The sequence below is a fragment of the Paucibacter sp. KCTC 42545 genome, from assembly GCF_001477625.1.
Classification (GTDB): Bacteria; Pseudomonadota; Gammaproteobacteria; order Burkholderiales; family Burkholderiaceae_C; genus Paucibacter_A.
The window spans coordinates 3,272,687-3,297,617 of record NZ_CP013692.1 but is presented as its reverse complement, the minus strand read 5'-3'; the positions used below and the strand labels follow the sequence as shown (position 1 = coordinate 3,297,617).

The following is a 24,931-nucleotide window of genomic DNA, read 5'->3' as shown; positions in this document are numbered from 1 at the left end:
CTTGCTACTGTCAGCTGCAAGTGCAGCTTAGGCACGCTGGGCGTGCATCAAAATCCAACCCTCTTGGCTGTCGCTGACGTCCAGTTGCAACCAAGGTGCGTAGGCTTGCTTCAGATCGTCGGCTTGACGCTCCAGAATGCCGGCCAGGATCAGATGCCCGCCTTGGGCCACATGGGCGCACAGCAGCGGCGCCAGCAGCTTCAGCGGTGTGGCCAAGATATTGGCGATAACCAGCGGGTACTCGCCCTTGGCGGCATCGGGCAAGGCAGCGTTGAGGTTGACTTGATTGCCTTCGGCATTGGCCTGGCTGGCGATGATGGCCGCCGGGTCGATGTCCACCGCGTCGATATTCACTGCGCCATGCAAGGCCGCGCCGATGGCGAGGATGCCCGAGCCGCAGCCGTAGTCCAGCACGCGCTGCCAAGTCGGGGCCAGGTCTTGATGGGCCGCGATCCAGCGCAAGCACATGCGGGTGGTCGGGTGGGTGCCGGTGCCAAAAGCCAGGCCCGGGTCCAAGCGCATGACCTTGCTGGCTTGCGCCGGCGCTTCGTGCCAGGAGGGCACGATCCAGAATTCCGGCGTGATCTCAACGGGCTGAAACTGCGATTGCGTCAGCCGCACCCAGTCCTGCTCGGCCACGGCCTGAATGGCTTGGACATGCACGTCCTGCGCCCAGTCCTGGCTCAGGATCAGGGTGGCGCATTCGGTGGCTTCGGCCTCGTCCGGGAACAAGGCCTTGACCACCGAGCGCTGCCAGCCGCCGCGCGGTGCCGGCATGCCGGGCTCGCCGAACAGGGCTTTTTCAGCGTCGGTATCGGCGTCGGCGTCTTCCACCGAGACGGCCAAGGCGTCGAGTTCCATCAGCGCATCGCTGACGGTTTCGACATCATCTTCGCCGCAGATCAGCAGCAACTCGTGAAGCGTGGCCGGGTTGGGTTCAGCCTGCGGGGTGCCGGTGTTGGAATCGCTCATCGCTTGTGCTGGCTCATCCAGCCCTCAAGGTAATGGATGTTGGTGCCGCCTTCGACGAACTTGGCGTCCACCATCAGCTCGCGGTGCAGGGGGATGTTGGTCTGAATGCCTTCCACCACCGTCTCGGACAGGGCGATGCGCATGCGCGCCAGGGCCTGCTCGCGGGTGTCGCCGTGGACGATGATCTTGCCGATCATGGAGTCGTAATGCGGCGGCACGAAGTAGTTGGTGTAGACATGCGAATCCACCCGCACGCCCGGTCCGCCCGGTGCGTGCCACATCGTGATGCGGCCTGGCGAGGGGGTGAACTTGAAGGGGTCTTCGGCGTTGATGCGGCACTCGATCGAGTGGCCGCGCATGGTGATATTGCGCTGCGTGAAGGGCAGCTTTTCGCCGGCCGCCACGCGGATCTGCATTTGCACAATGTCCACGCCGGTGACCATCTCCGTCACCGGATGCTCCACCTGTACGCGGGTGTTCATTTCGATGAAATAGAACTCGCCGTTCTCGTACAGGAACTCGAAGGTGCCGGCGCCGCGATAGTTCATCTTGCGGCAGGCAGCGGCGCAACGGTCGCCGATCTTTTCGATTACACGGCGCGGAATGCCAGGTGCCGGCGCTTCTTCCAGAATCTTCTGGTGGCGGCGCTGCATGGAGCAGTCACGCTCGCCCAGCCAAACCGCGCTCTTGTGCGTATCGGCCAAAACCTGGATCTCGATATGGCGTGGGTTCTCGAGGAACTTCTCCATATAGACCTCGGGATTGCCGAAGGCTGCACCGGCTTCCGCCTTGGTGGTTTGCACCGCGTTGACCAGGGCCGCCTCGGTGTGCACCACGCGCATGCCGCGGCCACCGCCGCCGCCTGCCGCCTTGATGATGACCGGGTAGCCAATGGCGCGGGCGATCTTGACGATCTCTTTCGGGTCGGGCGGCAGGGCGCCTTCCGAGCCGGGCACGCAAGGCACGCCGGCGCGAATCATGGCCTGCTTGGCCGACACCTTGTCACCCATCATGCGGATGGATTCGGGCGAGGGGCCGATGAAGGTGAAGCCGCTTTGCTCGACGCGTTCGGCGAAGTCGGCGTTCTCGCTCAGGAAGCCGTAGCCGGGGTGGATCGCTTCGGCGTCGGTGACCTCGGCCGTGGCGATGATGGCCGGCATGCTGAGGTAGCTTTGCGAAGAGGCGGCGGGGCCGATGCAAACGGCCTCATCGGCCAGCTTCACATACTTGGCTTCACGGTCGGCTTCGGAGTAAACCACCACCGACTTGATGCCCAGCTCGCGGCAGGCGCGCTGGATGCGGAGTGCAATTTCGCCTCGATTGGCGATCAGAATTTTTTTGAACATATATGCCTCGGCTCAATTGCCCTGTCGTGCTGCGCCCGACGAGCAATGTGGCTGCGCCGCAAGGCCTGCGGCCTTTTCGCCTGGATGGGCGATCAGATTTGTTTTAAACAATTGTGCTGCCTCGGCTCAATTGTCCTGTCGTGCTGCGCTCGACGAGCAATGTGGCTGCGGCGCAAGGCTTGCAGTCATTTCGCGTCGAGTAGCGATCAGAAGATTTCTAAACATTTGTGTCGCTGCTCAATCGCCCTGTCGAGCTGCGCCCGACGAGCAATCTGGCTGCGTCCTCCTGATTTGCATCAGAAGTCTCTTGAACATGTCGAGGCTTTACTCGATCACGAACAAGGGCTGACCAAATTCAACCGGCTGGCCGTTCTCGCACAAGATCTTGGTGACCGTGCCGCTGAAGTCGGCGTCGATCTCGTTCATGATCTTCATCGCTTCGATGATGCAGATCGCTTCGCCTTCCTTGATGGGCTGGCCCACTTCAGCAAAAGCCTTGGCATTGGGGCCGGAGGCGCGGTAGAAGGTGCCGACCATCGGCGAGGTCACGACATGACCGGTTTCAACCGCCGGGGCGGCCGGTGCGGCGGCCGGAGCGGCTGCAGCGACGGCGGGGGCGGCTGCCGCTGGAGCGGCTTGTTGCGGCACGGCCTGCATCATCATGGGCACAGCGACGGCGCCGTCGGACTTGACGATACGCACCTTGCCATCGGCCTCGGTGATTTCAAGTTCAGAAATATTCGACTCGGACACCAGGTCGATCAGGGTCTTGAGCTTGCGCAGATCCATAAGGTTTCTCCAGCGGATGATTATTTTGTTTTAGGGAACAGGGGGGAGCGTGCCGCGCCGCAGTGGGTCGTCGCTACGCGGCAAAAACGGTGAGCTTGGTGTTCAGGACTGTCCTGATCCACTCAAGCGGCTGAGCGCGAAGCGCAAAGCAAATTGATAGCCCTGGGCGCCAAGCCCGCAGATCACACCAACAGCGAGATCTGAGAAATAGCTGTGCTGCCGGAACGACTCTCGTTTATGAACATTGGACAGATGAACTTCAACAAAAGGCAGTGCCACCGCGGCCAAGGCATCCCGGATCGCCACACTGGTGTGGGTGTAGGCGGCGGGGTTGATGATGATGAACTGGCAGCCATCCTCGCGCGCAGCCTGAATCCTGTCCACCAAAGCCCCTTCGTGGTTGCTTTGGAAGGATTTTAGCTCAGCCCCTTCATTAGCAGCGAACGCGGCAAGATCTGCATTGATCTGTGCCAAAGTGAGTGAACCGTAAATCTCGGGTTCACGTGTTCCGAGCAGGTTGAGGTTGGGGCCGTGAAGGACAAGAATCTGTTTGCGCGTCATCGTGGGTCTGTGTCCGTTCAATTAGAGTCCGGACACTAGAGGCGAAGAAGGCCGGACTTTACGCGTTTTGTGGCCCGATCCCGGGGCTTGCCGTGAAATAAATTGCTTGACCCGAATTGCGGATTGAGACAGGGCGCGGGCGGGGGGCTTGACTCAGCCGGCCTTGATCGTACCGGCCAATTGGCGCAATTCTTCCAGATTTGTCACGCCCACTTTGGTCCAGACGAGTTGCCCGGCTGGATTGAAAACGACGCTGAAAGGCAGGCCGCCCTGGGCATTGCCGAGGGTGCGAGTCAACGTGGTGCCCGCCGAGCCGGCCATGGCCAGGGAGAAGTCCAGGGGCATTTTCTGTAGAAATTCGCGCACCGGACCGACGGCGTCCACCGCCAAGCCCAGGACTTGCCAGCCTTGGGATTTAAATTCTTGCTGGAATTGATTGAGCTCCGGCAGCTCTTTCACGCAGGGCGCGCACCAGGTGGCCCAGAAGTTCACCAGCAGTGGCTTGCCGCGCAGGCTTGCTGCTGCCAGCAGTTCGGCCGGCTGAGCCGCCGCAGGGGTGGCGCTGACGCGCTCGAAGCTGGCGGCCCAGAAGGCTTGTTCCGCCGGGTTCAGCACCGGAGTGGCGGGCTTTTGCCCGCGCCAGGCCAGGGTCGCGCCAAGCCCTGCGGCGCCCAGGCCGGCGGCGGCCAGCAGCAAGTTGCGGCGGCTGCCGGTGTTTGGGGTCTTGTCGCTCATAGGGATTCGTCGGCCTCTTCGGTCAGCAGTTTTTGCAGGGCGGCCAGATCGCCGCGCTCGCTGCGCCCGCGGGCATCGGTTTTGAGTGCGCCGCGTAAATCGTCAAAGTCCAGAATGCTCAGGTGCAGGGTAACCAGCTCGTTCAGGGCCCGGCATGGGGCGGCCAAAGACAGCACATCGATCTCGCGCGCGCCGCCCCGTCCACGACCTCCAGCAATAGGTCCCGCCGTGGCGCCGACCTCGTAATCCACATTCATATTGATCAGCGCGATTTCGGCCGATTTGCTGTCGTCGCAATACAGCTGCAAATGGATATTGGACAAGCGGGTCGCCGTGCCACGCCAGACGGCGCCGCACAAATGCGGTCGGAATTCGGCCAGCCGGGCCATCCACTGGGCGGCCAGCTCGCGCAGGGCGCGCAGTTCCTGCGGCTGGGTGTCGGCGCAGAACAGGGCCAGGTAGTCGCGTACCTGGTCTTCCAGCTCATCATTGCTGGGCAGGGCGGCGCGGCTGCGGCCCAGGCCCAGGGTTTTGAGTGCGCGTTGCTTGGCTGGGCCGTATTCCAGGCCCTCTTCCACCACCAGGCGGGCGGCAGTGGCGGCAATCTCGGCGGTCACGCTGGATTCGTATGACATGGTGTCAGGGGAGTTCAACCGCTGGCATGCGGGCCTCGATGGTAGCCGCGCGGGACAAGACATAGCCCGAGGCCGGGCGTTTCTCGAAGCGCTTGGGCGCCGGCAACATCACGGCCAGTCTGGCCGCCTGGCTGCCGGAGAGCTGGCGCGCATCGACCCGGAAGTAGTGCCGGGCGGCGGCCTGGGCGCCGAACACACCTTCACCCCATTCCACATGGTTGAGGTAGATGGTCAGGATGCGGTCCTTGCTGAGCAGGGCTTCCAGCATGAAGGTGATCACAAATTCCTGGCCTTTGCGCAGCAGATTGCGCTCGCCGCTGAGGAATAAGTTCTTGGCCAGCTGCTGGGTAATGGTGGAGCCGCCGACGATCTTGGCTTGGGGCGCAGGCTTGGGCGCGGCATTGGTCTTGGCCGTGTTGTTTGCCTTGGCCGCCTTGGCACTTTGTTGGGCGGCGCGCTGCTCGGCCAGGGTTTGAGCGCGCTGATTCTTTTCCCAGGCTTTTTCCAGGGCGTCCCAGTCCACGCCTCCGTGCTCCACAAAGCCGGCGTCCTCGCTGGCGATGACGGCGCGCTTGAGTTGGCGCGACAGGGCTTCACCATCGACCCACTGCTGGCTCCAGGCGATCTCGTGCTTCTCGACCGCCAGGCGCCAGGCCTCGGAGCGCTCGAAACTGGTGGATTCGGGCGGCAGCCAGGCCATCAAGGCGATGCGGCCGGCAAAGTAGATCTGCAGGGCCAGCACGCCCATCAAGAGCAGCAGGCCCAGGCGCGCCAAGCTCTTCATCATGCTCATCGCGCCGCGGTGTCCGCTCGCAAGCTGGCCAGAACCGCTGTGGTGTCAGGGGTAATGCCTCGCCAGACCGCAAAGGCCTCGGCCGCTTGCTCCACCAACATGCCCAGGCCGTCGCGCGGCTCGGCGCCATGCTGGCGGGCCCAGTCGAGAAAGGGCGCGGCGGCCGGGCCGTACATCATGTCCAGGGCCAAGGCGCCCGGGGCCAGCACGCTTGGGGCCACCGGCACGCCGGCGCCTGCCAAGCTGGCACTGGTGCCGTTGATCAGCACATCAAAGCCGCTGCCGCAACTGCCCAGCTCGCTGGCGTGCAGCCGCACCCCATGCGGTTCCGCCCAGGCAAGATGAGCCGCGACGATGGCTTGCGCCTTGTCCAGGCTGCGATTGGCCAGGCAGATCTTGGCCGGCTTGGCGGCAATCAAGCTGCCCAGCACGCCGGCTGAAGCGCCGCCTGCGCCCAGCAGCAAGACGCGCTGGCCCGCCAGCTGGCGGCCTGCATTGGCTTGGATGTCGCGCACCAGGCCGGCGCCGTCGGTGTTGTCGCCGTACCAGCCGCCGTCTTGCGTCGCATCGAAGCGCAAGGTGTTGACGGCGCCGGCCAACTGGGCGCGTTGGCTGAGCCGGGTGGCCAGGGCATGGGCCTCAAACTTGAAGGGCACGGTGACATTGCAGCCGCGCCCGCCCGCCGCCGAAAAGGCTTGCACGGTAGAGGCAAATGCGTCCAGAGGGCAGAGCAGGCGTTCGTAGCTCAGGGCCTGGCCGGTCTGCTGCGCGAACAGGGCATGAATGCGCGGCGACTGGCTGTGCGCCACCGGGTTGCCGGCAACGGCGTAGCGATCAAGGCCGGGGATGGAAGTTGTCGTCATTGCGGGGCAGTCACACTGGTTTCCAGGCCATCTTCGCGGGTGAAGCGAAAACGAGAGGTGATCACCAGCACTTCGGCGCCCTGGCGCATGGCGCTGGTGAAGGGACCGAAGGGGGCTGCGGCGCGCACGATGGCCACGGCGCGGCGGTCCAGATTGGCATTGCCCGAGGGCGCCACGATGTCGGTGGCGATGACGCGACCTTGGGTGTCGACGTGGATATTCATGGTCAGCTCGCCGTAGAGCTTGCGGCCAGCGTGTTCGGGGAAGTCGCGGGTGCCGCGCTCCTCGATGCGGTGGCGCAGCTTGTCGTAGTAGGCGGCGTAGACCACCTCACGGGTGGCGGGGCTGATGTAGCGCTTGCGGGGGCGCGCGCTCTCTTCGTTGACGCGCTTTTCAATCTCGGCCAGCAGTTGCACCAGGGCGCGGCGGCGCTCGTTTTGCTCGCGCGCGGCCTCCGAGCCCTGATCGCGCTTGGGGTCAGGTGGCGGCAGCAGGGCCAGGTCACGCCGCAGCTGGCTCAGCAGCTGCTGCTCCTGCTCCTTCAGCTTGGCGTTCAGGGCGTGTTGGGCTTCCAGCGCATCGCCCACTTCCTGGGTTTTGGACGGCGGCAGGGGCGAGGTGGCCCGGCCGGCCTCGGCCTCACCACCACCGCTCAAATTGGCTTGCGCCAGCGCGGCGGCCTTGGTGGGCGCTTCTTTGCTGCGGGCATTCACCAAAACCACTTCCAGAGGCGTGTCCTGGAAGATGCGGTTAAAGCCCGCCGGGTCCACCAGGCGCAGCGTCAGCAGGGCGCCATGCAGACCCAGCGAAACCAGCAGCGCGACATGAAGGGTGCTGAGCCGGCGCCGCATCGTCAGGTCGCAGCGACCTCGGGGGTGTCGCTGGCGGACTCGCCTTCACCGTCGGCGCTGAGGTCCAGCGCCAGGGTCAGCGGGCCGCTGCCGGCCGCTTCGTCTTCGTCCTCGTCGATGGCTTCGGCATCGGTCGCCTCGGCGCTGGCCTGTGCGGCGTCCAAACGCTCAATCAGCGTGGCATGCACATCCAGCGTCATCTCATCGGTGCCGGTGATGCGCACCCGCACATGGCCGCCGCGCGCCAAAGGCTCGCAGCCCAGGGCCTTGAAGACCAAGGGCAGCTCATCGGCACGCACCAGGCCGTCCTTCATCACGGTGGCGGTGAGCTCGGTGATTTGGTTTTGCACCAGATAACGCAGGGTCCAGAAACGCTCGATGCCGTTCTGGAAGCCGTTGTAGGCGGTGTAGGCCGCATCAAAGCCCGAGATGATGGAGAACAGCTGCGCGTCTTTGGGCTTGAAGGGCGCCACCAGGGCGGCGGTGCGGCCATTCTTGGCGCAAGCAATGATTTGCCACTGATTGACCAAGTCCACATAACGCCGCAAAGGGCTGGTGGCCCAGGTGTATTGCGCCACGCCCATGCCGGCATGCGGCTGGGCACGCGTGCCCATGCGCACCTTGACGCCAGGGGCCATGCTGGCCTGGCTGCGGTAGATGCCAGGCAAGCCCATCTCATTGAGCCAGCCGCCCCAGGTGGAGTTGGCCAGAATCATGGCCTCGGCCACGATCAGGTCCAGCGGCGAGCCGCGCACCCGGGTGCTGATGCGCACAATTTCATCGCCCTTGGGCTCATTACCCTCACTGCCGGCCTCGCGCTCCAGGCGGAAGTTGTAGTCCGGCCGGTTGAAGTTCTCCGGCTTGCCGCGCACCACTTCGCGCTGTGCTTTTAAGGCGTTAGCCAGGCGGAAGGTGAAGGCCAGCTCGGGCGCGAAGGCATAGTCGGCCGGCGCCTCGCCACTCAGCGTGGCGGCGGTGATGACCCCGTCCAGCTTGTCGTGACGCAGATTGGCGCGGATGCTGACGCGTTCGAGCTTGGTCTCGCTGCTTTGAATCGCCAGCGTGGCTTCGTCGATGGTGAAGTAGATCGACACCGCCGGGCAGTCGCGCCCTTCGATCAAGGTGTAGGCCTGCACCACCTCGTCCGGCAGCATGGTCAGCTTCCAGCCGGGCATGTAGACGGTAGAGAAACGCTCGCGCGCCACCTTGTCCACGGCCGAGTCGGGCGCAAACGCCAGGCCAGGCGCGGCAATGTGCACGCCGAAGATGATGGTGCCGCTGCCCAGGCCTTGCACCGACAGCGCATCGTCGATTTCGGTGGTGGCCGAGTCGTCGATGGAGAAGGCTTGCGCTGCCGACAGCGGCAGCTCGTCCTTGATCTCCGGGGCGCTCAGGGCGGGGAAGCCCACGCCCTTGGGGAATTCTTCGAACAGGAAACGCTTCCAGTGGAACTGGTAGGGGCTGGAGATGGCGCCAGCGGCCTTCAGCAAGTCCAACGGTGCCTTGTGCGAGGCGCGGGTGGCTTCGACCACGGCCTTGTACTCGGGGCCGTTTTTGTCGGGCTTGAAGAGAATCTTGTAGATCTGGTCGGCAATCGGCTTGGGGCAGGTGCCCGCCACCAGCTCGGCCGCCCAAGCTTCAATTTGCAGGGCTTGCTGGCGCTTGCGCTCAATGCCCAGCAGCGCGGCCTTGACGGTTTCTTCCGCCGCCTTTTTGAATTGGCCCTTGCCGGCGCGCCGGAAGTAATGCGGTGCCTCGAACAGACGGAACAGCGCGCCCACTTGATGCGCGGTGCTGCACTTGGCGTCGAAATAGTCGCGCGCCAGATCGGCAAAGCCGAACTCGCCTTCGGGGGCGAACTCCCAGGCCAGGTCGAGATCGATCTCCTGCGCCAGGCGTTGGCCTTCCGCGATCAAGTCGGCGGGGGCGGGTTTATCGAATTTGAGCAGCACATTGGCTGATTTCACTTTGACGCGCTTACCCGATTCCAGTTCGACTTGCATCGAACTATCGGCTTCAGACATCACGCGGCCGGCGAGGAATTTTCCGGCGTCATCGAACAGGGCAAACATATGGGCGGCATTGTCGCTGATTGGCGGGCGGCTCCGCCCCGAGCCTGTGCTTAAGATACGGCACCGCCCTCTAACCTCTCTACTGCGCGCCGACCCGGCGCCGCCACGGAAGTTTGTTCATGACACCCTCGACGACCTTCAAAGCTGTTTCCAAGCTGAGCATCCTGGCCGCTGCCAGCTTGAGCCTGCTGACCCTGGCGCAAGCCGCTGAGCCCTATCCGGCCACGCCGCAGAAGCCCGTGACCGACAACTATCACGGCACCGCAGTGGTCGACTCCTACCGCTGGATGGAGGATATGAAGGCGCCGGAATTCCAGGCTTGGATGAAGACGTAGTCGGCTTACGCGGCCGAACAACTGGCCCGGCTGCCGGGGCGTGCGGCTTTGCGTGAGCGCTTGGTCAAGCTCTCGGATGCGGGTGAGTCCACCGCCGGCTACGACATCGTGGCCGGCAAGCTGTTCTATTTGAAGCGTGCACCGGGCCAGAATCAGGCCCGGCTGTGGCTGCGGGATGGCCTGAACGGCGCCGACCGCGAACTGCTGGACCCGAATAATCTGCCGGGTGAAGCCGGCAATCACGCCATCGATTGGTACAGCGCCGCGCCGAACGGCAAATTGCTGGCGGTGGGCTTGTCCAAGGGCGGCTCGGAAAACAGCGTGCTGCGCGTGCTGGACCTGGCCAGCGGCAAATTCCTCAGCGAGGCGATTGACCGCACCGGCCTGAACGAGGGTGGCGTGGCTTGGCTGCCGGACTCCTCCGGCTTTGCCTACAACCGCCATCCCGCCGACGAGCGCTACAACAAGAGTGCCGTCTTCTTGCACAAGCTGGGCCACAACGATGCCAAGGATCAGGCCTTGATCGGCTGGCAAGTTAGCCCCAAGCAGAAATTCGCGCTGCCTGATCTGCCCTATCTCCGCCTGAGCAAAGACTCCAGCTTCGCCCTGGCCGAGGTACTGCATGGCGACGCGGTGGATCATTCCTTTTGGGTGGCGCCCGTCAAGCAACTCAAGGGTGCGGCCACGCCCTGGCGCCGCGTGATTCGGCCGGAAGACCGGGTCATTGCCGCCGCCTTGGCCGGCGATACGCTTTACGCCCTGACGCAAAAAACCGCCTCCCGCCGCCAACTGCTTAGCCTGGATTTGGCCAAAGCACATGCCAAGTTCAAGACCGTGATGCCGGCCGGCGACAGCGTGCTGCAAAGCCTGGAAGTGGCGGAAGACGCGGTCTATGTGAAGGCCTTGGACGCAGGCGTGAGCAAGCTCTGGCGGGTGGATCGCAAGAGCGGCAAGACGGCGGCCGTGGCCCTGCCTTTCGAGGGCACGCTGCGCAGCATCGCCCCGCTGAAGGACGGCAAGCTGCTGGTCTTGCTGGAAGGCTGGACCCAGGCGCCGCAAAGCCTGTTGCTGAACCCACGCGAGCCGGGCGCTGCGCCGCAGCCGGTGACCGTGCAAAAGCCGATCACGCTGGACGTGAGCGGCATGCAGGCCAAGCGCGTGATGGTGAAGAGCCATGACGGCGTGATGGTGCCGCTGTCCATCGTGGCGCCCAAGGATGTGGTGCTGGATGCCTCCCACCCCACGGTGCTGACCGGCTACGGTGCCTACGGCATCACCATGGAGCCGCGTTTTGCCGCCACCCGTCTGGCCTGGATCGAGCGCGGCGGCGTGCTGGCGACCTGCCATGTGCGGGGCGGCGGTGAGCTGGGCGAAGAATGGCATCAGGGTGGCTATATCGCCACCAAGCAGAACACGGTGTCGGACTTCATTGCGTGCGCGGAATGGTTGATCGCCAACAAATACACCAGCACGTCCAAGCTGGCGGGCACCGGCGGCAGCGCGGGCGGCATCACGATTGGCGGCACCATCACCCAGCGGCCGGATCTGCTGGCCGCCGCGCAAAGCTCGGTGGGCCTGTCCGACATGCTGCGCATGGAAAACACGCCGAACGGCGCGCCCAATGTGGCCGAGTTCGGCACGGTGACGAACCCTGTGCACTTCAAGAGCATGTACGCCTTGAGCCCTTATCACCGCGTGGTCGATGGCAAGGCCTATCCGGCGGTGATGGTCACCACAGGCGCCAATGATCCGCGCGTGGAAGCCTGGATCCCGGCCAAGCTGGCCGCCCGCCTGCAGGCCGCCAACCCGGAGAGCTACAAGAGCAAGCCGACCCTCCTGCGCATCGACTTCGATGCCGGCCACGGCATGGGTTCCAGCGTCTCGCAGCGCCTGGATGAGACTGCCGATGTGTGGAGCTTCTTCCTCTGGCAGTTCGGCGATGCGGCATTTGCGCCCAAGCCTTGAGGGTTGATCGCCTGTTGATTGACGCTTGATTGCGCGCCGGCCCCAGGGCCGGGCGCTAATATGCGCGCCAAACAGTGGCCGAACGTCAGCCTGGCGTTCGGCCTCGGCCCACCATCACCATCTAAACGCAATCAGCATGTCTCAAGTATTCGTCAAGACCGCCGCCAGCCTCGTCGCCGCATTGGCGCTGGGTGTCGCCAGCTTCTCCAGCCTGGCCGCCAGCTCGGCCACGTCCTCGGTGTCCGACAGCCTCAGCACCTCGGTGGGCAGCTTGTCTGACTCCATCAAGGGCTCCAGCAACAGCTCCACCGGCGGTAATAAGGTGGCCGCAGGTGATTACAAAATCATCGACGTTGCGGCCATTCCCGGCCAGCCCGGCATGGTGGGCATGACCTTGCAGGCCGCTGTGGCCCAGCATGGCCAGGCCGCCGCTGAGTTCACCCTGGTGCTGCCCCAGCAAGCCCTGGACAAAAGCCGCTTGGCGCAAGGCCAGACCGTGAGCGCGCGTGAGCATGCCTATGGCCTGGAGTTCGCCGTGGCCACCACCCAGCAGGCCTTCTTCCTGGTTCTGCGGGACGAGTGGTTCAAAGAGCTGCAGAGCAACCCCGTCACGCTTTGATGCGGATTCGGGGGCTGCGGGCGGCCGCGCTGCTGTGTGCGGCGCTGGCCGTTTCAGCCAGCGCGCATGCCGATCTGCTGGGTTATTGCGGACGTCAGGCGCCCATGAATGCGGCTGCGCAAGACAAGCTCTTGCGCTTCACCGAAATCGTGAAGATCGAGCTGAGCCAATCCGGCCAAGGCATGGCGCTGATTTCGCGCTCGGGCCTGGACCTGACGCGCTTTGGTCAACGCTATTCCCATGCGGGCCTGAGCCTGCGCGACAGCGAAAACGCGCCCTGGTCGGTGCGTCAGCTGTACTTCTCTTGCGATGAAGGTCGGCCGCGCATTTACGACCAAGGCATGGCCGGCTTTTTGCTCGGCACCAATGACCCCAAGCTGGGCTATGTGTCCCTGGTGTTTTTGCCTGAGGAACGCTCGGCGCAGGTGGCGCGGGCTGCGCTTGACAAGCCGCTCAGCCTGCAACTGCTGAGCCCCAACTACAGCGCCAACGCTTACGCCTTTGGCCTGCAATACCAAAACTGCAATCAATGGGTGGCGGAGCTGCTGGCGGCCAGCTGGGCGGGCGCCCAGGGTGCCCAGGGCGCCGATGGGCAGAGCCGTGCTGCGGCACAGGACTGGCTCAAAAGCAATGGCTACCAGCCCACCGTGATGGCGGTGAACTGGCGCCCGATGATGTGGTTGGGTGCCTTCATCCCTTGGGTGCACAGCGATGACCACCCCGAGGAAGACTTGGCCCAGCTGCGCTTTCGCGTCAGCATGCCGTCCTCACTCGAGGCGCTGATTCAGGCCCAGGCACCCGGGGCGCAGCGGGTGGAGATGTGTCACACCGAGACACAGGTGGTGATCCGCCGCGGCTGGGCGCCGATTGCAGAAGGCTGCGTGGCCGAGCCGCAAGACAGCGTGATCGCTTTGAATTAGTACGGCGCGGCTTTAGCCGGCCTTGCGAAAAGTCAGATTGATGCGCATAGCGCCCAGCGCTGGGTGCTGCCCTTCAGCCACCGGCATCACGCCGTGAAAGCGCAGTCGCGCCGGGCCGCCCCACACCAGTACGTCGCCATGGCTGAGTGGCAGGCGAGCCGTTTTGTCGCTGCGGCTCAGGCCGCCCAACAAAAAGACGGCAGGCAGCCCCAGCGATACCGAGACGATGGGCTGCGTGAAGTCCTGCTCGTCGCGGTCTTGGTGCAAGCTCAGCCGCGTGCCGGGCAGGTAGCGGTTGACCAGGCAGGCGTCGGGCGTGAAATCCGCATAACCGGCTTGTTCGGCGGCCTCATGTGCCAGTGCGGCGAAGGCGGCGGGCAGCGCCGGCCAGGGCAGGGCGCTGATCGGATCGCTGGCTTGATAGCGGTAGCCGGCGCGATCCGATACCCAACCCAGTGGCCCGCAATTCGTCATCCACACGGCCATGTTTTGCCCGCCCGGCGTTTGCATTTGCCGCCAGGGCGCGGCGTCGAGCACCGTGGCAATGGCGTCGAGCAAGGGCTTTTCAACTGGCAAAGCCAGGCCGCGCACGAGCGTCACGCCGGGTGCGATGGCTTGCACGGCGGGTTCGTCAAACAGGCTGGCGTTCATCGTGAGGGATAATGGCGTGGTGAAGCAAGTCAGACCGCCGCTGGTGCGAGCATGGAAACATGGCACTGGAGGAAGGTCCGGACTGCAAAGAGCAGCGTAGCAGCTAACGGCTGTCCGGCGTGAGCCGAGGATTAGAGCAACAGAGACGAGTCGATCAAACGTGCAGGGCGCAAGCGCTGCGGGACCGGAAGCGCAGCCTCCGGGGTCGGGTGAAACGGGCAATCTCTACGCGCAGCAACACCAAGTAGGCCAGTATTGATGCGGCTCGCAGAGCTGGCGGGTAGGTGGCACCGAGCCGGGCAGTGATGCTCGGCCAAGAGGAATGGCGGTCACAGAATTGCGTTCGCAAGAACGCGGTTCTGCACAGAATCCGGCCTATCGACTTGCTTCACTCTTAATTTTCCGATTCGCCCTGCTGCGCTTGGCATGTCACTGGCATGTCAGCGCCCTCGGGGCTGCATCGCTACACTGCTGCCTTACTTCTGCCTGGCTTGCCGCCCCCGCTATGAATCCTGATGCCAGTCGTTTGTGGCGCGCCCCGCGCTGGGCCTTGGCCGTCTTGTTGGCCGCCCTGGGCATGATCGGCCCCTTCTCGATCGATACCTATCTGCCTGCTTTTTCCGGCATTGCCAGTGCGCTGGGTGCCACGCCGGTGCAGATGCAGCAGACCCTGTCGAGCTATTTGCTGGGCTTTGCCCTGATGAATCTGTTCCACGGCGCCTTGTCGGACAGCTTCGGCCGCCGGCCCGTGGTGCTGTGGGGCATGGCGGCGTTCACGCTGGCCTCGGTGGGGTGTGCCCTGTCCACCAGCATCGGCCAGCTGGTGTTCTGGCGCACGGTGCAGGGCATGTCGGCAGGCGCTGGCATCGTGGTGTCGCGGGCCATCATTCGCGATATGTTTGCGCCCTCGGAAGCGCAGCGGGTGATGTCGCAGGTGACCATCTTCTTCGGCGTAGCGCCGGCCATCGCGCCCATGATTGGCGGCTTTTTGTTTGTGCACTTTGACTGGCACATGATTTTTTGGTTTCTGGTGCTGATTGGTGCGAGCCTCTTCGTCGCCAACTGGCGCTTGCTGCCTGAAACCTTGCATGCCCAGGCGCGCCAGCCTTTCCACGTGGGGCCGCTGATGCGTGAGTACGGGCGCTTGCTCACCAGCCGGCGCTTCATGCTGCTGGCGCTGGCCAGCGGCATTCCATTCAACGGCATGTTCCTCTATGTGCTGGCCGCGCCGGTGTTTGTGGGCGAGCATCTGGGCCTGGCACCCACGCAGTTCTTCTGGTTCTTCTGCTTCTCCATCGGCGGCATCATGGGTGGCGCCTGGCTCAGCGGGCGCCTGGCCGGCAAGGTGCGGCCGCGCCAGCAGATCCGCTATGGCTTCATCATCATGGGGGTGATGTCCATCATCAACGTGACGCTCAATCTGCTGCTGCCGCCCAGCCCGTTCTGGGCCTTGCCGGTGATTTCCGCCTTCGCCTTTGGTTGGGCTTTGATGGTGCCGGTGGTGACGCTGCTGGTGCTTGATGAGGTGCCCGAGCGGCGCGGCCTGGCCTCCAGTCTGCAGGCCTGCATCGGCAGCGCCGCCAATGGCGTGGTGGCCGGGGTGGTGGCGCCTTTGGTGATGCACAGCACGCTGGCGCTGGCGCTGGCCTCGATGGGCTTGATGTGCATCGGCTTGGGTTCTTGGCAGGTGATCAAACGGGACATCAGCGCCGGGCAAGCCTAATGAGGCCTGACAAGCCCTAAGTCAGCTCAAGCATTGGCGCAAAGCTCCGAAGACTCCAGGGTAGGCCGCATGGTTTGGCCTGGAGCTTCCAATGCAAGAACAGAGTTACCACGCGTGTGATCAAGGCCGGACTGCGCGCCCAGGCCACGCCACCGCCCGCAGTTTCAAGCCACGCTGGACCCGCATCAGCGCTGCCGCCCTGGCCGCGTTGATGGGCGCCACCTTGCTGCTGAGCCTGCCCCGCGCCGCACGCGCGGAGGAAGAATCGCTGGAGGCCTTGCGCCAACGCTTGGCCGAGCGGCTGAGCAATAAAGACGGCGCAGGGGCCCTGAAGGTCAAGCCCAAGCCGGGCGAAGAGGCCGGCGGCAAGGCGAGTAAGGCCGGGGCCAAAAAAGCAGATGGCGCAGAGAAGGGTGGGCATGGCGACAAATCCGCCGCCCATGCGCATTGGGGCTATACCGGCGAGGGCGCGCCCGACCGCTGGGCCGCCTTGAACCCGGAATTCGCCACCTGTGCCGTGGGCACGCGGCAAAGCCCCATCGACATCCGCGAAGGCATTCGCGTGGACCTGGAGAAGATCCAGTTCGATTACCGGCCCAGCAACTTCTCGGTGCTGGACAACGGCCACACCGTGCAGGTCAATGTGGCGCCGGGCAATTCGCTGCAAATCATGGGGCGGCGCTTTGAGCTGCTGCAATTCCATTTCCATCGCCCCAGCGAAGAACGCATCAACGGCCGCCAGTTCGATATGGTGGCCCATCTGGTGCACAAGGATGCCGAGGGCAAGCTGGGCGTAGTGGCGGTGCTGCTGGAGCGTGGCCGCGATCAGGCGCTGATCCAGACCATCTGGAACAACCTGCCGCTGGAGAAAAACGAGGCTCTGGCGGCCCAGGTCAGCATCGACCTGAACCAGCTGTTGCCCGAGGATCGCGGCTACTACACCTATATGGGTTCGCTGACCACGCCGCCTTGCTCGGAGGGTGTGTTGTGGATGGTGATGCGCCAGCCGGTGCAGCTGTCGATGAATCAGATCAATATCTTCTCGCGCCTGTATCCGATGAACGCCAGGCCGATCCAGAGTGGCTCGGGGCGTTTGATCAAGGAGTCGTCAGCGGGGAATTGATGGGGCAGGGCTAGCGAGCGGCCAGCCGAGGCCGTGATGAGTGCGGCCTTGTTGTCTACGGGACTGACTTGGCTTGAGCGCCCTCAGCCCGGCTCAGTTCAAGGCGCTGATGATTGGGCTTGCTGTGCCTGGCTGCGCGTCAGCCACAGCTTCAAGGTAGTGAACAGCTGCTCGGCCACCACGGGCTTGGCCACATGGTCATTCATGCCCACGTCCAGGCAGCGCTGCTTTTCCTCTGCGAAGGCGTTGGCGGTCATGGCCAGGATGGGGATATGGCGGCCGCGCTCGGTCTGGCGGATGGCGCGGGTGGCGTCCAAGCCATCCATCACCGGCATCTGCACATCCATCAAGATCAGGGCGTAAGGCTTGCTCGGGTCGCTCAGCATGTCCAGCGCGGCTTGGCCGTCGCCGGCCACATCGACTTGAATGCCGGCGCTGCCCAGCAAGGCGATGGCAACTTCCTGGTTGACCGCATTGTCTTCGGCCAGCAGCACCAGGCTGCCGCGGAAGGGGGCCAGCGCGTCGCGCGCGGCATGCTTGTTGACGGTGGGGCTCCGGCCCGCTGTGACGGTGGTGGCGAGACCTTGCAAGAGATCGAAACCGGGCTCTTGTTGCTTTGTTTGAGTCAGAGGCATATCGGTTTGCTCGAGTTGCAATTCCAGCCAGAAGGTACTACCCAGGCCGGGCTTGCTGTTGACGCCAACTTCGCCGCCCATGGCGTGGGCCAAGCGGCGGCAAATGGCCAAGCCCAGGCCGGTGCCGCCGTAGCGGCGGGTGGTGGAGCTGTCGGCCTGTTCGAAGTCCTGGAACAGGCGGGCGCAGGCATCGGCGGCGATGCCGATGCCGCTGTCTTCCACCTCAAAGCGGACTGTCAGGCGGCGGCTCTGCGTGTCCAAGACGCGGGCGCTGAGTTTGACAAAACCGCTGTCGGTGAACTTGATGGCGTTGCCGGCGAAGTTGAGCAAGATCTCGGCAATGCGCTGCGAGTCACCCAGCAAAGCCTGCTTGCGCAGCGCTTCATCCAGCGTCACTTGCAGTGGCAGGCCTTTGTCGGCGGCGCGCTGGGTGAGCATGCTGGCGACGCCGTCGAGCACTTGGCTGACGTTGAATTCGGCATGGAGGAGCTGCAACTTGCCCGCCTCGATTTTCGATAGGTCCAGGACGTTGTTGATCACCCCAAGCAAATGCTCGGCGGCGTCGGCCACTTTTTGCAGCCGGTCTTGCTGCTTGGGTTCCTTGGCTTCGCTTTGAACCAGATAGGTCAAGCCAATGATGGCGTTCATGGGCGTGCGGATTTCATGGCTCATATTGGCCAGGAACGCGCTCTTGGCCAGGCTGGCGGCTTGAGCTGCTTGGCTGGCCTCGGCCAGCTCGGCGGTGCGGGCCTCCACCAGTTCTTCCAGATGATTGCGGTAGCGCATCAGCTCCAGCGCATCGCGGCGCTGGGCCGAAATATCGGTCAGGAAGCCATGCCACAGCACGCCTGCGGCTTCGCTGTCGCCGGCAGCGCCCTCGCCATCCGGGATCAGCGCTTGGGCGATGGCATTGCCATAGAGCCAGCGCTCCGAGCCGTCTTTGTTGTAGGTGCGGAACTCCAACTGCCAGGGGGTCAGGGCGTGCGCCGACTGCAGCAGGCTGTCGCGCACCATTTGGCGGTCACTGGCGTGAATGCCCTCAAACCAGCGCTCTGCATCCAAGCTCAGCTGGGCGGCGCTGAGCTGGAAGAACTTCTCCACCGCCTCGCTGACGTATTCGAAGGCGAACTCACCCCGTGCACTGAGGCGCAGCTGGAACACCACGCCGGGCACGGTTTCCGCCATGCCGCGCAAGCGATCAATCAGGGCGCGCTGCGCGCCAAACTGCTCTTGCAGCGCATCGCGCATATGTTCCAGATGCTGGCCCAGCTGGCCGATCTCGTCGCTGCGGCCGGTGTTCTCCAGCGTGGCTTGAAAGCGGCCTTCCGCCAAATCGTTGGCGAATGTGCCCAGGCCATGCAGGGGTCTGAGCAGGCGCCGGTTCAGCAAAAACAGAATCAAGGCCAGCGAGACCAGCAACTGCCCGCCCACGGTGGCGCCGTACAGCCAGCGCTGGCGGGATAAGGCGGCCTTGCTGAGGGAGTCGTCCAGCTGAATGCGGATGCGGCCGATATGGGCGCCATTGCGGATGATGTCGCGCTCCCCCGTGATCAACTGGCCTTGCTGGCGCGAGGGATCGCTGACGTCCACGAAGTTGCTGTCTTGCGAGTGGTCGCTGATCTGCACCAGCACCACATCGGGCGACTTCATGATGGCGTGCACCACTTCCTGGGCCGCCACGGTGTCGAGGTTCCACAGCAGCTCGGGCAGGCTGCTGGCCAGCACATCGAGCTTGGCTTCGAGTTCACTTTGCTGGCTGGCGGCACTGACTTGCGATTCGCGCCAGCCGACCAGAAGGCCGCCCACCACCACCGCGGGAAGCAGCAGGCCGACGCTGGCGCCCAAAGCGATCGCGAAAAACAGCGAGGAAGAGGATTTGCTACTGCTCAAAAAAGCCTCATGGTTGTCGCCTTGCTCTTGTCTCGGCCTGCCTGGCTGCGGGTGGCATGCCTAGCGCGGCAAGCCATTTTGCAGTGTGCGGCAGGCCGCTGGCGAGCTTGCCGGTGAACTTTCCCCTCTCACCAACAAGCGGCGGTTGCGCGCAGCGTCGGCGGTTCGGCAGCTTGGTGCGAGTCTATCGCCGGATTAGGGGGGTAAGGAGTTACCAGCTAAGTTCATCTTCCACTTGCAGACAGCTTTGCAAGTCCTTATTTTTGAACGAATTTTGTTTTAAAAATCTTCTCAGCAAGCTGTTCTAAGTGCTTGATTTCATTGGAAGTTTTTACGAATTGCCTTGACCTGCCAAAGTTCGATCAGTAAAGTGGTGAAAAGTGTACTTTGGTGGGTCGCCGTGGCGAATTTTGTGTTTCAGGGGGCTTCGTCCTTGGCAATGGATGCCAAGGGGCGCTTTGCCGTCCCAACACGCCATCGCGAAGTCTTGCAAGCGCTGTGCGCCGGCCAGATGACCGTGACCCGCCACCCGGAAGGCTGCTTGATGGTCTTCCCGCGCCCGGCCTGGGAAAACTTCCGCGACCGTATCGCCGCGCTGCCCATGTCGGCTGCCGGTTGGAAGCGGGTGTTCCTGGGCAATGCCATGGATGTGGAGATTGACAGCGCAGCGCGCATATTGATTTCGCCCGAGCTGCGTGCGGCCGCCGGCATCACCCGCGACGTGATGCTGCTGGGCATGGGCAGTCACTTTGAACTCTGGGATTCTGGCGCTCACGCCCAACACGAAGCCGCAGTCATGCAGTCAGAGCTGCCTGACGCACTCAAGGATTTCAGCTTCTGATGGATACCAATCCCGCCCAGTTTTCCCATACCACCGTGCTCTTGCATGAGACCGTGGATGGCGTGCTGACCGACCCCGATGGCATCTATGTGGATGGCACCTTCGGGCGCGGCGGGCATTCGCGCCTGCTGCTGTCCAAACTGTCGGAGCGCGGCCGCCTGATCGCCATCGACCGCGATCTGGAGGCCATTGCCGCGGCCACCGAAGGCGAGTCGCGCATCACCGATCCGCGTTTTTCCATCATTCATTCCGGCTTTGCCGATATGCGTGCGCAGCTGGCTGCGCGCGGCATTGAGCAAGTGCAGGGCGTGCTGCTGGACCTGGGTATCTCCAGTCCGCAGATTGATAACCCTGAGCGTGGGTTCAGCTTCCGTTTCGACGGCCCGCTGGACATGCGTATGGACACAAGCCGCGGTGAAAGTGCTGCGGAATTCCTGGCCCGCGCCGATGAGCGCCAGATTGCGGAGGTCATACGCGACTATGGGGAAGAACGGTTTGCTGTTCAGATTGCAAAGGCGCTTGTTGCTCGCCGGACAAGCGGGAGTCCCGTTGGAAGCACCAATGAGCTGTCCGAGGTCGTGGCTCGTGCGGTCAAGACCCGGGAAGCGGGACAGAACCCCGCCACGCGCACCTTTCAAGCTCTTCGGATTCACGTCAACGGCGAACTGGAAGAACTGAAGCAAGGTCTCGAGTCCACCCTGGCCCTGCTGGCGCCGGGTGGCCGCATGGCCATCATCAGCTTCCATTCGCTGGAAGACCGCATCGTCAAGACCTTCATCGGCGGCCACAGCAAAGATGTGGTCGACCGTCGCGCCTTGTTCGCCGAGCCCAAGCCCTTGGCCTTGACGGCGCTGGCGCGCATCAAGCCCTCCGAGGCTGAGGTGGCTGCCAATCCGCGCGCACGCTCGGCCGTCTTGCGGGTGGCTCAGCGCACCGATGCGCCTTTGGCCGTCGAGCATCACAAAAAGCGCCGTCGGAGCGAATAAGCCATGGGGCGCTGGAACCTCATCCTCCTGTTGGCGGTGCTCTTCAGTGGCACGGCCCTGGTGCGCAGTGCTTACGACGCCCGCCTCTTGTTCACCGAGTTGGACCGCGCGCAGGCCGAAGGTCGCCGCCTGGAAGCCGATGGCCAGCGCCTGCAAGCCGAGCGCCATGCCCAAGCCACCAATCTGCGGGTTGAGCAAGTGGCCCGCGAGCGCCTGCGCATGCATGCCATCACCCCGGGCATGAGTCAGGAATTGGATACGGCGCCAGCCGCAGCAGCCAAGCCAGGAGTCAGCCAATGAAGCTGCCCGGCGCCAAGCGCAAAACCGAGGCGGGAGCGCGTTCGCTCAGCACCCGCAGCGTCAACTACTCCACCAGTCCCTTGCTGGCGTCCAAGACGCCGGCTTGGCGTTCGCGCTTTCTGGTGGCGCTGGTGGGCTTGGCCTTTGCCGGCTTGTTGGGCCGCGCCCTGTATGTGCAGGTGATCGCCACCGAGTTTTATCAAAAGCAGGGCGAGGCCCGCTACGCCCACACGGTGGAGCTGCCGGCCAGCCGCGGCCGCATCATCGACCGCAGTGGCCAGGTGTTGGCAGCCAGCGTGGCCGTGCCCTCGTTCTGGGCGATCCCCAAAGAGGTCGATGCCGACCCCGAGAAGCGCCGTGCCCTGGCCAAAATCCTGGGCTGGTCTAACGCCGAGATGGAGCGCAAGCTCGACCCTGCCACCAAATTCGTCTGGTTGCGTCGCCAGGCCGATGATCAGACCGCTGAAGGCATCAAAGCCCTGGGCCTGAAGGGCGTGTTCGCCGACCGCGAATACAAGCGCAAGTACCCGGAAGGCGAGGCCGCCGCCCATGTGGTGGGCTTCACCAATATCGAAGAGCGTGGCCAAGAGGGTATCGAGCTGGCCTTCCAAAAAGACCTGCAGGGCCGCGACGGTTCGCGCTCGGTCGTGCGCGACCGCTTAGGCCGTGTGGTGGAAGACATTGGCGACCGCATCCCGGCCATGAACGGCCGCGACATCGATTTGTCGCTGGACTCTAAGGTGCAGTTCTTCGCCTATCAGCGCATCCGTGATGCGGTGGCCGAGAACAAGGCCAAGGCCGGCTCGGTGGTGGTGCTGGATGTGCAAACCGGCGAGGTTCTGGCCCTGGCCAACTTCCCCAGCTACGACCCCGGCGAGCGCAAGAACTTGAGCGGCGCCCAGCTACGCAACCGCGCGCTGACCGACATCTTCGAGCCCGGCTCGACCATGAAGCCCTTCATCGCCGCGCAGGCCCTGGAGACCGGGCGCGTCAAGCCCGAGACGGTGCTGTCGACTTCGAAAGGCAGCGTCAATATCAGCGGCTGGTCGCCTACCGATGCCCACCCGCATGGCGACTTGAGTGTTGAGCAAATCATCCAGAAGTCCAGCAATATCGGCGTGGTCAAGATGGCCATGATGATGCCGCCGCGCGAGCAGCATGAGCTGTTCACCGCCATCGGCCTGGGCCAACGCCCGCAACTCAATTTCCCTGGCGCGATTACCGGCAAGCTGCGGCCTTACAAGAGCTGGCGCCCGATTGAGCAGGCCACCATGGCCTATGGCTATGGCCTCTCGGCCTCGCTGTTCCAGCTGGCGCACGCCTACACCATCTTCGCGCGCGACGGCGAAATCATCCCCGTCACCATGATGCACAAGCCCGGTGGCGAGCAGGTGGCGGGCATCAAGGTGTTCTCGCCCAAGACGGCCGCGCAAGTGCGCCACATGCTGGAAATGGCAGCCGCCCCTGGCGGCACCGCGCCCATGGCCATGGCCAGCGGCTACAGCGTGGGCGGCAAGTCCGGCACGGCGCACAAGCAAGAAGGCAAGGGCTACGCCGGCAATAAATATCGCAGCTGGTTTGTTGGCATCGCACCCATCAGCAAGCCCCGCATCGTGGTGGCGGTGATGGTGGACGAGCCCAGCAACGGCGTTTATTTCGGCGGCGCGGTGGCCGGCCCGGTGTTCAGCCAGGTGGTGTCGCAAAGCCTGCGCCTGATGGGCGTGCAGCCCGATCTGGAAGTCAAACCGCAGATCGTGGCCAAGCAGCAGGCGACTGCCGCGGTTGAAGAAAGTTTCTAAGAACATCATGCTGACCAAACTCAAATCCCCCGAGGCCGCCGCCCGCTGGCTGCAGGAGTGGACCACCGGTGCCCTGCGCACCGACAGCCGCGCCGTGCAGCCGGGTGATGCCTTCATCGCCTGGCCCGGCTATGCGCGCGATGGCCGTGAGTTCGTCGCTCAGGCCCTGGCGGCCGGCGCCTCCACCTGCCTGGTGGAAGACGATGGTGTCGAGCCCTACGCTTTTGTGGATGCCCGCGTGGCTTCCTTGCCGGGGCTGAAAAGCAAGACCGGCCTGATCGCCGCCGCGTATTACGGCCAGCCGGCCCAGGCCTTGAGCGTGATCGCCAGCACCGGCACCAATGGCAAGACCTCCACCGCCTGGTGGACCGCGCAAGCCCTGAGCTTGCTGGGCCTGCGCTGCGGCGTGGTCGGCACCTTGGGCGTCGGCCAACCGCCCGTGCCTGGCAATGCGGCCCCCGCGCAAATTGAATACACCGGCCTGACAACACCTGACCCCGTGCTGTTGCAGCAGGGCTTTCGCCGCATGGCTGAGCAGGGCTTCAGCGCCTGCGCCATCGAGGCGTCCAGCATCGGTTTGAAAGAGCATCGCCTGGATGGCACCGCCATTCGCGTGGCCCTGTTCACCAATTTCACCCAAGACCATCTGGACTATCACGGCAGCATGGATGCCTACTGGGCGGCCAAGCGCGAGCTGTTCGACTGGCCCGGCCTGCAAGCCGCTGTGCTGAATCTGGATGACCCCAAGGGTGTGGAACTGGCCGCCGAGCTGGCTGGCAAGCTGGACCTGTGGACCTATGCCCTGGGCAGCGATGCCGCGCGCCTGTCAGCCCACGACCTGCATTACCGCGCCGGCGGCCTGGCTTTCACCTTGCGCGAGCAAGGCACGGCCGAGTCGCTATTGTTGGAAACAGGCTTGATCGGTGAATACAACATTGCCAATCTGCTGGCCGTGATTGGCGGCCTGCGCGCCCTGGGTCACCCGCTGGCCGAGGTCGCCCGCGTGGCCGCTTTGGTGACGCCGGTGCCGGGCCGCATGCAGCGCGTCGGCAACGGCACGGAGTTGCCGCAATTGGTGGTCGACTACGCCCACACGCCCGATGCCCTGGACAAAGCCCTGCAAGCTCTGCGCCCACTGGCCGCTGCCCGCAGTGGGCAATTGGCGGTGGTGTTTGGCTGCGGCGGCAACCGCGACCGCAGCAAGCGCCCGCTGATGGGCGCGATTGCGGCCCGCTTGGCCGACCAGGTGGTGTTCACCAGCGACAATCCGCGCCATGAGGCGCCGGAAGCCGTGCTGGCCGACATTGTTGGTGGGTTAGGTGAGAGTGCCCCTAACGCCGCCCATCAACAGATTACCGATCGCCGCGCTGCCATCGCCCAGGCGGTGCAGCAAGCCGGCTGCCGCGATGTGATTCTGGTCGCCGGCAAGGGCCATGAGGACTATCAGGAAGTGGCCGGTGTGCGCGAGCATTTCTCCGATGTGGAAGAAGCCCGCGCGGCGCTGATCCTGAGGGCCGGGCTGTGAGC

The 24,931-nt window shown here is 64.1% G+C and carries 22 protein-coding genes, 1 other RNA gene and 1 pseudogene; 12 read left to right on the top strand and 12 right to left on the bottom strand.

The annotated features are described in order from the left end of the window. Positions 1 to 27: 27 nt before the first annotated feature. From prmA to AT984_RS14270, 10 genes are all read right to left on the bottom strand, one after another. Positions 28 to 972 carry a 50S ribosomal protein L11 methyltransferase gene (gene prmA / locus AT984_RS14315; RefSeq protein WP_058720672.1) on the bottom strand — a complete coding sequence of 315 codons (945 nt, stop codon included), beginning with the start codon at positions 970 to 972 and terminating at the stop codon, positions 28 to 30. Beyond that, positions 969 to 2,318, bottom strand: a complete 1,350-nt coding sequence (gene accC / locus AT984_RS14310; protein WP_058720671.1) for an acetyl-CoA carboxylase biotin carboxylase subunit — start codon at positions 2,316 to 2,318, stop codon at positions 969 to 971. The genes prmA and accC overlap by 4 nt, the downstream gene beginning before the upstream one ends. A gap of 324 nt (positions 2,319 to 2,642) precedes the next feature. Next, complete coding sequence (gene accB / locus AT984_RS14305) at positions 2,643 to 3,107, bottom strand: acetyl-CoA carboxylase biotin carboxyl carrier protein (RefSeq protein ID WP_058720670.1); 465 nt, start codon at positions 3,105 to 3,107, stop codon at positions 2,643 to 2,645. A gap of 102 nt (positions 3,108 to 3,209) precedes the next feature. Then, on the bottom strand, positions 3,210 to 3,668 hold the full coding sequence (gene aroQ, locus AT984_RS14300) for a type II 3-dehydroquinate dehydratase (RefSeq protein WP_058720669.1): 459 nt from the start codon (positions 3,666 to 3,668) through the stop codon (positions 3,210 to 3,212). Positions 3,669 to 3,821: 153 nt separating this feature from the next. Beyond that, positions 3,822 to 4,403: a TlpA disulfide reductase family protein gene (locus tag AT984_RS14295; RefSeq protein ID WP_058720668.1), complete on the bottom strand. Its 582-nt coding sequence runs from the start codon at positions 4,401 to 4,403 to the stop codon at positions 3,822 to 3,824. Further along, a complete protein-coding gene (locus tag AT984_RS14290) occupies positions 4,400 to 5,038 on the bottom strand; it encodes a hypothetical protein (protein ID WP_058720667.1) in 639 nt (212 codons plus the stop codon). The genes AT984_RS14295 and AT984_RS14290 overlap by 4 nt, the downstream gene beginning before the upstream one ends. Positions 5,039 to 5,042: 4 nt before the next feature. Continuing rightward, entirely contained in the window at positions 5,043 to 5,822 is a 780-nt protein-coding gene (locus AT984_RS14285) for a transglycosylase domain-containing protein (protein WP_197418333.1), read from the bottom strand. A 5-nt stretch (positions 5,823 to 5,827) separates the two neighbouring features. Then, positions 5,828 to 6,694 carry a shikimate dehydrogenase gene (gene aroE, locus AT984_RS14280; protein WP_058720666.1) on the bottom strand — a complete coding sequence of 289 codons (867 nt, stop codon included), beginning with the start codon at positions 6,692 to 6,694 and terminating at the stop codon, positions 5,828 to 5,830. Then, positions 6,691 to 7,545, bottom strand: a complete 855-nt coding sequence (locus AT984_RS14275) for a TonB family protein (protein ID WP_058720665.1) — start codon at positions 7,543 to 7,545, stop codon at positions 6,691 to 6,693. The genes aroE and AT984_RS14275 overlap by 4 nt, the downstream gene beginning before the upstream one ends. A gap of 2 nt (positions 7,546 to 7,547) precedes the next feature. Next, on the bottom strand, positions 7,548 to 9,617 hold the full coding sequence (locus tag AT984_RS14270) for a ribonuclease catalytic domain-containing protein (protein WP_058720664.1): 2,070 nt from the start codon (positions 9,615 to 9,617) through the stop codon (positions 7,548 to 7,550). A gap of 119 nt (positions 9,618 to 9,736) precedes the next feature. Here AT984_RS14270 and AT984_RS23600 point away from each other — a divergent pair. The 4 genes and pseudogenes from AT984_RS23600 to AT984_RS14250 form a co-directional block, all read left to right on the top strand. Further along, positions 9,737 to 10,948, top strand: a pseudogene (locus AT984_RS23600) (hypothetical protein); the annotation flags it as partial. Between the two features lie 147 nt (positions 10,949 to 11,095). Beyond that, a complete protein-coding gene (locus AT984_RS23595; RefSeq protein WP_335338591.1) occupies positions 11,096 to 11,917 on the top strand; it encodes a prolyl oligopeptidase family serine peptidase in 822 nt (273 codons plus the stop codon). Positions 11,918 to 12,053: 136 nt separating this feature from the next. After that, the gene (locus AT984_RS14255; protein WP_058720661.1) at positions 12,054 to 12,536 is read left to right on the top strand and encodes a hypothetical protein; all 483 of its coding nucleotides are present in this window, start codon (positions 12,054 to 12,056) and stop codon (positions 12,534 to 12,536) included. Next, a complete protein-coding gene (locus AT984_RS14250) occupies positions 12,536 to 13,456 on the top strand; it encodes a DUF2145 domain-containing protein (RefSeq protein ID WP_058720660.1) in 921 nt (306 codons plus the stop codon). Before AT984_RS14255 ends, AT984_RS14250 begins: the two co-directional genes overlap by 1 nt. 12 nt (positions 13,457 to 13,468) lie before the next feature. Here AT984_RS14250 and alkB read toward each other — a convergent pair whose 3' ends face one another. Next, on the bottom strand, positions 13,469 to 14,107 hold the full coding sequence (gene alkB / locus AT984_RS14245; RefSeq protein WP_058720659.1) for a DNA oxidative demethylase AlkB: 639 nt from the start codon (positions 14,105 to 14,107) through the stop codon (positions 13,469 to 13,471). A 21-nt stretch (positions 14,108 to 14,128) separates the two neighbouring features. On the opposite strand from alkB, the gene rnpB reads away from it, so the two are divergent. The 3 genes from rnpB (at position 14,129) to AT984_RS14235 (ending at position 16,953) form a co-directional block, all read left to right on the top strand. After that, positions 14,129 to 14,501: RNase P RNA component class A (gene rnpB, locus AT984_RS22255), an RNA gene on the top strand. A gap of 111 nt (positions 14,502 to 14,612) precedes the next feature. Continuing rightward, positions 14,613 to 15,830: a multidrug effflux MFS transporter gene (locus AT984_RS14240; protein WP_058720658.1), complete on the top strand. Its 1,218-nt coding sequence runs from the start codon at positions 14,613 to 14,615 to the stop codon at positions 15,828 to 15,830. Positions 15,831 to 15,921: 91 nt separating this feature from the next. Further along, positions 15,922 to 16,953, top strand: coding sequence for a carbonic anhydrase (locus AT984_RS14235; protein ID WP_082680034.1), 1,032 nt, complete (start codon positions 15,922 to 15,924; stop codon positions 16,951 to 16,953). A 98-nt stretch (positions 16,954 to 17,051) separates the two neighbouring features. Here AT984_RS14235 and AT984_RS14230 read toward each other — a convergent pair whose 3' ends face one another. Next, entirely contained in the window at positions 17,052 to 19,478 is a 2,427-nt protein-coding gene (locus tag AT984_RS14230; protein ID WP_058720657.1) for a hybrid sensor histidine kinase/response regulator, read from the bottom strand. 412 nt (positions 19,479 to 19,890) lie between these two features. Here AT984_RS14230 and mraZ point away from each other — a divergent pair, with 412 nt between their 5' ends. From mraZ to AT984_RS14205, 5 genes are read left to right on the top strand one after another with little or no spacing between them, the layout of a single operon-like run. After that, entirely contained in the window at positions 19,891 to 20,319 is a 429-nt protein-coding gene (gene mraZ, locus AT984_RS14225; protein ID WP_058722336.1) for a division/cell wall cluster transcriptional repressor MraZ, read from the top strand. Further along, on the top strand, positions 20,319 to 21,305 hold the full coding sequence (rsmH, locus tag AT984_RS14220; protein ID WP_058720656.1) for a 16S rRNA (cytosine(1402)-N(4))-methyltransferase RsmH: 987 nt from the start codon (positions 20,319 to 20,321) through the stop codon (positions 21,303 to 21,305). The genes mraZ and rsmH overlap by 1 nt, the downstream gene beginning before the upstream one ends. Before the next feature lie 3 nt (positions 21,306 to 21,308). Further along, complete coding sequence (gene ftsL, locus AT984_RS14215; protein WP_058720655.1) at positions 21,309 to 21,605, top strand: cell division protein FtsL; 297 nt, start codon at positions 21,309 to 21,311, stop codon at positions 21,603 to 21,605. Further along, a complete protein-coding gene (locus tag AT984_RS14210) occupies positions 21,602 to 23,404 on the top strand; it encodes a peptidoglycan D,D-transpeptidase FtsI family protein (protein WP_058720654.1) in 1,803 nt (600 codons plus the stop codon). Before ftsL ends, AT984_RS14210 begins: the two co-directional genes overlap by 4 nt. Positions 23,405 to 23,411: 7 nt before the next feature. Further along, the gene (locus AT984_RS14205) at positions 23,412 to 24,929 is read left to right on the top strand and encodes a UDP-N-acetylmuramoyl-L-alanyl-D-glutamate--2,6-diaminopimelate ligase (RefSeq protein ID WP_058720653.1); all 1,518 of its coding nucleotides are present in this window, start codon (positions 23,412 to 23,414) and stop codon (positions 24,927 to 24,929) included. Positions 24,930 to 24,931 lie beyond the last annotated feature (2 nt).